This is a genomic window from Kitasatospora sp. NPDC057542 (assembly GCF_042801945.1).
GTDB lineage: Bacteria > Actinomycetota > Actinomycetes > Streptomycetales > Streptomycetaceae > Kitasatospora.
In genome coordinates this window covers 1-8,468 of sequence record NZ_JBHVFE010000396.1, presented here as the reverse complement: position 1 = coordinate 8,468, position 8,468 = coordinate 1, and the positions used below count along the sequence as shown (strand labels likewise).

The 8,468-nt window shown below is 68.9% G+C and carries 7 protein-coding genes; 6 read left to right on the top strand and 1 reads right to left on the bottom strand.

The window, feature by feature from the left end:
* Positions 1 to 213 precede the first annotated feature (213 nt).
* Complete coding sequence (locus ACFU7Y_RS34085) at positions 214 to 954, bottom strand: hypothetical protein (RefSeq protein ID WP_380770684.1); 741 nt, start codon at positions 952 to 954, stop codon at positions 214 to 216.
* A 474-nt stretch (positions 955 to 1,428) separates the two neighbouring features.
* On the opposite strand from ACFU7Y_RS34085, the gene ACFU7Y_RS34080 reads away from it, so the two are divergent.
* The 6 genes from ACFU7Y_RS34080 (at position 1,429) to ACFU7Y_RS34055 (ending at position 8,428) form a co-directional block, all read left to right on the top strand.
* Positions 1,429 to 2,121 carry a hypothetical protein gene (locus ACFU7Y_RS34080; protein ID WP_380770683.1) on the top strand — a complete coding sequence of 231 codons (693 nt, stop codon included), beginning with the start codon at positions 1,429 to 1,431 and terminating at the stop codon, positions 2,119 to 2,121.
* Positions 2,122 to 2,321: 200 nt separating this feature from the next.
* A complete protein-coding gene (locus ACFU7Y_RS34075) occupies positions 2,322 to 3,692 on the top strand; it encodes a hypothetical protein (RefSeq protein WP_380770682.1) in 1,371 nt (456 codons plus the stop codon).
* The gene (locus ACFU7Y_RS34070) at positions 3,689 to 4,708 is read left to right on the top strand and encodes a PD-(D/E)XK nuclease family protein (protein WP_380770681.1); all 1,020 of its coding nucleotides are present in this window, start codon (positions 3,689 to 3,691) and stop codon (positions 4,706 to 4,708) included. Before ACFU7Y_RS34075 ends, ACFU7Y_RS34070 begins: the two co-directional genes overlap by 4 nt.
* Positions 4,709 to 5,035: 327 nt before the next feature.
* Positions 5,036 to 5,794: a hypothetical protein gene (locus tag ACFU7Y_RS34065; protein WP_380770680.1), complete on the top strand. Its 759-nt coding sequence runs from the start codon at positions 5,036 to 5,038 to the stop codon at positions 5,792 to 5,794.
* A 594-nt stretch (positions 5,795 to 6,388) separates the two neighbouring features.
* Positions 6,389 to 7,468 carry a hypothetical protein gene (locus tag ACFU7Y_RS34060; protein ID WP_380770679.1) on the top strand — a complete coding sequence of 360 codons (1,080 nt, stop codon included), beginning with the start codon at positions 6,389 to 6,391 and terminating at the stop codon, positions 7,466 to 7,468.
* A 489-nt stretch (positions 7,469 to 7,957) separates the two neighbouring features.
* The gene (locus ACFU7Y_RS34055; protein WP_380770678.1) at positions 7,958 to 8,428 is read left to right on the top strand and encodes a hypothetical protein; all 471 of its coding nucleotides are present in this window, start codon (positions 7,958 to 7,960) and stop codon (positions 8,426 to 8,428) included.
* The last annotated feature ends 40 nt before the right edge of the window (positions 8,429 to 8,468 follow it).

Sequence of the window (8,468 nt, the reverse complement as noted above, 5' to 3'; positions counted from 1 at the left end):
GCGCGGGGCGGCCTGCGTGCTTACGGACCATTGCCCTGCCGCCCTCACACCGACGGTTCCGACGGTGCGCCAGTTTCTCTCGCTTCCCGTCGATGGTTGCGGATCCGACTACCGAACGGCCGCCCACGCGATGCCAGCCACATCCCCAGACCCAGCGGGGGATGGGAACTCAGGGTCAGCCCGGCGACCGCCCAGCGCCGCAGCCACGGAATGTCACGGTCTTCCTCGATCTGCTCGCGCCACATTGCCGCGGCCGCCACCCGACCCGCACGAGCGTCGCGCGGCCCAATCGCAGGCAAGCTCGCTCCACCAGCCGGCCGCCACCCCCGCAATCAGCAGCGCCCCGCACACCGCCGCAGCTGTTGGTAGGGGCTCGCCCCACGCTGCCGCCACCGCGAGGCCGCTGCCCGCCGCACGCCGGAACAGGCGCCTCAACACGTCCCTGCGCCGCAGGTGTGCGAGCTCGTGCTCGAGGATGACGGGAAGATGCCGCGAGCCGCGATTGAGCCACCGGTGCCCGATCGACACGTGACGGCGGCCCTCGGCCTGCAGCGCGCTCGCCTCGGCGTATCCGTGCGGGGTCGGCGCCGGGATCCCCAGCGACACGTGGACCAGGTTGTGGATCCGGGTGAACTCCTCGACGCGTTCCCGGGAGCGGCGCATGACGGCGTGCCGGTCCCGGGCCGGGACTTCGCCGAGTTCGACCTCGGCGTAGGCGTAGTAGTCCCATCGAGGAACCTCGTGGAACAGGGCGCTGTCCAACGCGATGCGTCCAAGCACGGACATGTGCCACAAGACGGTGACCGTGGTTGCCGCAACCGCCCAGAGCCCGGGTTCCCACCCACGCCATGGACCGAAGACGCGAAGCGTCGCGGTGCCGACCACGGCAGTCAGAGGCACGACCCACCATCGGGCGCCGGACAGGACATCGCGTGCACGGGCCGACCGGGTCATCGGCAGCTCCCCCTGTGTGACCCCGCGCAGTGGCAAGCCCTTTCGCCGACACGTGGACCATACCGTCCCAGACGACCGCCCCGACGGTGTTTCCCCGCCGCCGGGGGCCGCGCTGGGGCGTACCTGGGCCTGCCATCATTCCCTGACCGCCGACCGTCCTTCTCTGCTGCTGGGCGAGGGGCGTGACAACTCGGTACCGGCCACAGCTCCGATGTCGCTGGTGTGCAGCCAGCCATGCCACCCGAGCTCCCCATCGGCCCGGTGCGAACGCACTCACGCCCTCCGAACTGCAGGTTTCGAGGCTCGAACCCGGATCATGCGCCATGTTCAGGCGTCCGTTGAACCCCCTTGACTCGCTGGTGGAACTGGCTAGGTTCCCCTCGCGCCGCAACCCGACCGACCTGTGCCGGGACAGTACTGCGCCACCCCCCCCACACACAGAGCCTCGATGAGGCCACCACGAGATGAGGAACCATGAACGTCTCCAGTCAGCACGCCGAAACCTATTTGGACTGCGTCGACGGCGCCCTGACCTCCAGGGGCCTGCGTCCTGCGAAGTTCACCGTGGGCGACACCGACGAGTTCCCCGACGGCAGCGTCACCGCGATCCCCGGCGCTGTCCTGGAATGGCCGGCCGGCCACTCCATGCTCGACCCGGAGCGCTTTCCCCACGGCGCCGTCGCCACCTGGACCGCCACAGCGGGATGGCAGGCCGCTGCCCTGCTGTCCGACGGCATCAGCGACACCCCCGCCCTTCTTCCGCTGCCCGTCCTCGGCGAGCCGAGCCGGATCGTCGACGTCATCGCCCATGTCCTGCTCGGGCGTGCCGCGCCCGACAAAGCCGAGCAGACGACCACCGACACTCCGGAGGCCGACCCGGTCCGTAGCGACCGCGGCCCCGCGGCCGACCCTGCGCTGGCGACCCTCCGGGCCGAGATCTGGGGGCACCTCCACAACGACCCCCGGGGCCGAACCGAGGACGGCCGCTACGCCTCCAGGCTCTCCTTCCCCGTGGCAGGTGACGGGCACTCCTGGAGTCAGGAAGGTGTCCAGATCACCTATGGCGACACCAACACCGTCACCGATTTCGACGGATACCACGACATCCTCGAGCACATGGCCGGCCGGTGCCCGGTAATCGAAGGCCCGCTGGTCCTCACCCTGTGACCCGCTACCGGTCCCTGACGCCCGGCGCATCCGGGCCGCCACGGCGGCACCCGCACGTTCAGCGCCCCCTTGTGAGAGCAGCGAAAACCGTTCGGCCCACCGAGCAAGGGGGACTCGACTTCCGGTTCACCCAGCATTCCTGCTGATCTCCTCCCAGGAACCAGCCCGTACACGAGCCATTGCACGAGAAAGATATTGTCATGAGCGCAACAATCGCGTCGCCGTTCCCCGCTCTGTCCGACGTCGCCGACCTCTTCGACGACGACCCGCAGTTCTCACGCCACGTCCGCAGGGCCGAAATGCTCTCGCACGCCCGAGGACTGCCGCGCTGGCTCAAGGGCAACGCCGTCGACCTCGTGCTCGTCCTGCTGGCCGGGCAGGACCTGGGCCTGACCACCTGGGAGGCCATCAACAGCTTCTACCCAGACGACAGTGAGGAGAGCGGGCTGGCCCTCTACGCCTCCGCGCAGCGGGCCCTCCTGCACCGCGCCGGCTGGGGCTGGCGCATCGTCGAAGCCACCGACGAACGCTGCACCGTCGCCGTCACCGACCCGGACAGGCCCAGCCAGGGTGAGCTCTTCACCACCTACACCATGCGCGACGCCCTGGTGGCAGAGCTGACCAGCGGCCCGAAGGCCGACTTCTGGCGCCGCTTCCCCAAGCAAATGCTCTACGCCCGCGTCACCACCCTGACCGTCAACACCCATGCCGCGCACGTCGTACGAGGAGCCCCCCGCGGCTGGGGCACCCTCCTCACCGCCGACCCCGCCCCACTGCCCATGGCAACCCCTGGTGCCGCTGCGCAGCCCACCCCGGACAGCACCCCCACCACGGAGCGCACCCTCCAGGACCCGCTCCCTGCGCCCGAGTTCGGTGACGAGGCCCCCATACCGCCGGGCGACACCACCACGGCGCCCGCACCCATTCAGCCGATGCCGCCAGCCAACCCGCCGCAGACAAGCCTCCTGGTCGACACCCCCGTACCCACCGAGGCACTGACGTCACCGGCCACCGAACTCGCCGACCGACCCACGCCCGACCTGGCCGACACCAACCAGTGCGACGACCACACGGCCGTCCCGGAGCGCGCCGACCCAGGGCCGCTCACGGAACCGCCGACCACCCCACAGCCCGACGCAGACCGAACCATCTCCACCCCCGAGCCCACCGCGCACCAGCCCGAATATCCGAAGCCGGTCACGTCCGACGACCCGGACCCCCGTCAGGCCGCCTGGGAAGTCCTTCGCGGCATGGCGGACACGCTCAAGCCGAACGGCGTCTACCAGATCCTCCTCGGCAACCAGGCCAGGACCACGAAAGAGAAGGCCAGCGGCACGCTCACGGACGAGGACGAACAGCGCATCCTCGCGGCACAGAAGACCCTCGGGAACTCTGCCCACGCGATCTACCGGCAACTGCGCAAGCCGGACGCCCCCTCCGCGTCCGAGCCCGACCAGAGCCCCCCGACCCCGCTCCAGATCGCGCCCCGGGCACAAATGCCTGACCTGTGCGGCTGTGAGGACGCCCCCGCCGACCGCCACCGCGACGACTGCCCGGACTCCGCACAGTGAACCGAGCCGAACTCGAAGGGCACCGCCGCCAGCTCGAGGACGCGCTGGCAGCGGTGTTCCGCACCGCCACCGCCGCCAACCACCACGACCCCGGCGCCCTGTCCATCTCCGGCCTCGGCGGATGCACCCGCCGCGCGGCCTACCAACTCGCCCGCTACGCCCCCACCGACGACCACTCCCACCAGGAGCAGCGCGCCTCCCACCTGGGCCAGGCCACCCACGACTGGGTGCTGCCCCGCCTCGCCGCCCAACTGGGCGACGAACTCACCCTCGTCGAACACGACGTCGTCCTCCCCGTGCGCGGCCTGCAGATCCCGGGCCGGCTCGACCTGTTCACCCTCGCCATCGGCGGCGGACTACTCGTCGACCTCAAGACCCACGGCTACGACCAAGGCGACGACGGCGACGAACCCTCACGCGCTCGCCTCCTGCAGCTCTACGGCTACGCCACGGCGCTGCGTCTGATGGGATACGTGATCCAGGCAGTGGCGGTGGTGCCGATGTCGCGTATTCACGGTGGCACCTCCGGGGTGTGGATCGGCGAGTTCGGGCCCAAGCAGGAGTCCTTCGTCGACGCTCGGGTGCGGGACCTGCTGCGGCACGCCAAGGCGCCCGCCTTCGCACCGCGCGACGCCCACCGAGGCCCCGGTCTGGACCTCACCTGTGACTCCTGCCCCTACATGTCGATGTGTTGGCCGGGTGCCGAGCCGGCCCAGTCTGCCGAGGTACGTACTGATGCCGACATCGTCGCCCATGCCCTTGGCTACGCCGAAGCCGCCGCACAGGAGAGGGACTGGAAGAAGGAGAAGAAGTACCACCTGGCCGCGCTCGGCCGGACCCGCCCGGACCGTTACACGGCAAACGGCTACGAAGTGGAGGTCAAGATCCTTCCGGGCGGGAAGCGCCTGGATCAAACCGGCGCGAAGGAGCTCCTGAAGGAGAACAACCTGCCCGTCCCCCAAACGACAGACAAGGACTCGCGTCGCGCCGTCGTCCACCGCCGCCCACCCTCCTGAGACTCGCCTGCCCCCCAGGCCGGGCACCCTTCAAGGCCGCGGCGCCACCGGGCCCACCAGGACCCTGGCGGCGTCGCTGACCATCCGAGACCGCATCCCGCAGACGGATCCGCAACAACACCGACGCCGTCAGCATTTCGTGCCTGCCCCGGCCGGCCGTCGGCGTCAAGCGTGGGACCGCCCCCGAGGCACGAAAGGACCGCCGCCTGAAGCGCATCGCTGGCTCGCCAACCCGCGATCCCGCACAGGAGTTGATCCGCCCGCTGGGTGACCTAATTTCACCGCCATAGCCATTCCGAAGTGGCTCGCGGTGAAAGGAAACAGCCTATGAATAGGCAGTACGAGCGTGTCGTGCAATTTAGCGGTGGCATCGCATCCTTCGCCTCCGCCGTTCGTGTAGTCAGACGATACGGCCCCGACAGGACGACTCTTCTGATAGCCGACACACAAATTGAGGACCCCGATTTGTGGCGTTTCTCTCAGGATGCCAGCAGGCTGCTCGATGTCCCTTTGGTGCGCGTTGCGGATGGCCGTGATCCATTCCAGGTTTTCCATGACAAGAAATTCCTTGGCAACAGCAGAATTGCAGGATGCACTCGGGCTCTGAAGATCGACCCGTGTCTGCGATGGCTTCAGAAGAACGCTGATCCAGAGCAGACCACGCTGTACATCGGCATCGACGCCAGCACGCGCGACCGCAACCGAATTCCCCCGATCGCCACCAACTGGCACCCTTGGCGGACAGTCTTTCCGTTGTGCGAGGAAGGAGAACCGGAACTCACAAAGGAAGAGCTCCTCGACGAAGCCAGAAGCCTGGGGATCGAGCCGCCCAGGCTCTACGGAATGGGCTACTCGCACAACAACTGCGGAGGCACGTGCGTCCGCGCCGGAAAAGCCCAGTGGATTCGTACTCTCCACCTTTTTCCCGAACGATACGCGATGGCCGAGACGCAAGAGGAAGAATTCCGTAGGGCGAACGGAGATTACGCCATCCTCAAGGAGCAGCGTAACCGGGTTGTCTACCCGCTGACGCTACGCGAGCTCAGGTTGAGAGAAGAGGCTCGCCAGGCCGCCAGCGCCCAGTAGACGACGACCCACGGGACCCCGGTGCACCGACCGAAAGCCCCGGCGGCGCATCGGGCGCCCGCCGTGGGCCTTCCATCTGAAGGGATCCTGCGCCGTCGCTGCGGCAGTCCTGACGGCCGCCGCCGCGACGCTGCTGCTTCCACGCCTGCCCACCACTCACCGACACCCCCGCATGCGACCCGGCCGCTTCTCAGCGGCCGGAACCGCGAGGCGCGGCACACCATCGAGCACGCCCACGACTGAGGCGTCACTCACCGACCAAGGTCCCGGCCCCACACAGGACCTGCTGCTGCCCGGGAGCCATCCCACGTGCTGCGCGGCCACTCGCAGTCGCAGGCACACGGAGGCCGGGGACGTCCTGGCCCTGACCGTCCACACCATCGGCTTCCCTGTTTGGACGGCTTGCTGACCACATCCCTGACAGCCGGCGTCCCTAGCAGCGCGGCCACAGCGACGCCCAAGTGCCGCCCGCAGCCCAAGTCAGCTGTGCCAAAAGCCACTTGACCGGCACGGCGCCGCCCCTACCTTCACGGCCATCAACCCGGTGCAGCCCAACCCAACGGCTGCACCCGCTTATCCTCAGAGAGGTGGCCGATGACCGTTTCCGACACCCTGACCCTGCTCAGGCCCGGCGCAGCCGTGGTGGTCAGAACCCCAACCGGCCTGGACCATCCCGGCACGCTCACCAGTGTGACCAACCGCGGCCGCTCGTGCACCGTCGACATGAAGCCCGTCGAGGGCAGTGCTTACGACAGCCCCACCGGCCTCCCCGTCGTCTGGCCGGCCAACTGTGTACGGGCAGCCGGCACCACCCTCGCCACGGCAACCCCCGTCGAGATCGACACAATCCTCGCCGCCCTCGACGAGCGGTACCGGAAGGCGCACCACCGTCTGGTTCTTGCCCTCGAGGTGCTCCACTCAGCGCTCGGAGACCGCAGGAGCGGCAGCAAGGGTCGCGGACCGTGGTCCATGTCCGAGGCCCAGACACTCGAAGCCGCCCGCAGGAGCCACCGGGCAGACCCCACAGTCCTGCGTGGCCTCGACGCCCACACCACAGCGAACACCGAGCTCCGAAAGATTACCCAGGAACAGAGCCCCTACCTCGCCGAGTGGAAACGACGAGGCGGGTGGAGCCGCACCTTCCTCGCCCAACCCGACCGCGGAACCGGGCACGCCCACCGCAGCGAACACTGTTCCACCTGCCACAACGGGCCCCAGCGCACCCGACTGGCCTGGCTGACCGCCTACTCCGGTGCCACCGAAGAGCAGATCGTCCGGGACGCCGGCGAACGCGCCTGCACCGTCTGCTTCTCCAGCGCTCCAGTCGACGCCCACCGCCGGCCCAGCCGCATGACCTCCCGCTCGGAGGCCGCGGCCCGGAAAGAGCACGAGGCGCGGGAGCTGGAGAAGACGGTCCAGGCCGCCACGAAAGCCGCCAAGGCAATCGCCAACCCCGACGGAACCCCCCTACGCGTCACCAGCGGAGGGCGGACCGAGACCATCAGGACCGCACGGGCAGCCCGCATGTGGCTCGCCGACGCCTTCGAGACCTGGCGGCCCACACCCGACGACACCGCCATCCAGCAAGTAGCCGCCGCCGTTGCCCACAAGGAGGGCAAGACCTCCCAGGAGGCCATCGAGGAGGCAAAGACCCGGGCCCGCCGCCGAAAGTAGCCGCACCGCTGCGCCCGCCGAGCTTCCGGTCGGCGCAGCGAGGTTCGGGGGCAGAAGGGTCGACCGGCCCGCGGATCGACACGGTGTTGCTTGCCGGTCGGTGGCTCTTGCTCGGCGGCACGATTTGACCGCTCGACAAGAGGACGGACCCGGACCTGACCTGCGCACGCCGGGTCCGTTGGCGGTTCGGCCCGGCCAACCGATATGACACCGCGTTCCGCGCCGCTTTCAACGCCAAGCTCCGCAGCAGCCGAATAGCGGCCCGCAAGTACCCGTTTCTGTGCCGCGGGCGACATGCGGCACGGACGGATACAAGCCCAGCCTTCATCGGGCTATAAGACTGCCGAGAGGTCTTGAATGGCCTTCTACCGCACCTAAGTTGACGCCCCATAGCCGGGCCGGAAAGCTGACTGCTGCCTCGGCCCGCGACTGGCCAGCCGGGTGTGCGATCCGCCGCAGCCGGCTTCCGATCCCGCCCGGAGATGCCCCATGCCCCGATTCCTTCGTCCTCTCGCCCGCGCCTTCGGACTGTCCGGGAGCGCGTCGCGATCTCCCGCCCAGGCCGCAGCCTCGGCCCGGCGTTACACCGCGATCGTCCTTCTCAACGTCACCACCGGCGCGCGTGGCGAGTACCTGAACTTCTTCGGGTATCGGCACGGCCAGCCACTTGCCCAGGCGGAGGTCCTCGGTGACGGCCCCCTCGTGCTGACCGTCGACGCGTCCTCCGTGGAGGTGGCAGCTGACCTCGTGTACGTGATCGGTAACAGCTTCGGTGCTGACTTGTTCGACCGTAGCTGGCCCAGCGGTGTGCGGGCGGTCTCTGTCGGTGACGTCCTGCACATCACCGGATCCGACGGCCACGTGGTCCACCTGGCGGTGGTCTCGAACGGGTACGAGCGCGTGGACACGCCGACCAATATCGTGCCGCTGATCGGTAGCACCGCCGTCACCCACGTGTAGACACAATGCCTTGCACGCCGGTGGCCGCCCCGTCTGCTGG

Excerpts from the sequence above, each read along its gene's own strand:
- ACFU7Y_RS34080 (WP_380770683.1), top strand. The coding sequence starts at position 1,429 with ATGAACGTCTCCAGTCAGCACGCCGAAACCTATTTGGACTGCGTCGAC.
- ACFU7Y_RS34055 (WP_380770678.1), top strand. The coding sequence starts at position 7,958 with ATGCCCCGATTCCTTCGTCCTCTCGCCCGCGCCTTCGGACTGTCCGGG.
- ACFU7Y_RS34060 (WP_380770679.1), top strand. The coding sequence starts at position 6,389 with ATGACCGTTTCCGACACCCTGACCCTGCTCAGGCCCGGCGCAGCCGTG.
- ACFU7Y_RS34065 (WP_380770680.1), top strand. The coding sequence starts at position 5,036 with ATGAATAGGCAGTACGAGCGTGTCGTGCAATTTAGCGGTGGCATCGCA.
- ACFU7Y_RS34075 (WP_380770682.1), top strand. The coding sequence starts at position 2,322 with ATGAGCGCAACAATCGCGTCGCCGTTCCCCGCTCTGTCCGACGTCGCC.
- ACFU7Y_RS34085 (WP_380770684.1), bottom strand. The coding sequence starts at position 954 with ATGACCCGGTCGGCCCGTGCACGCGATGTCCTGTCCGGCGCCCGATGG.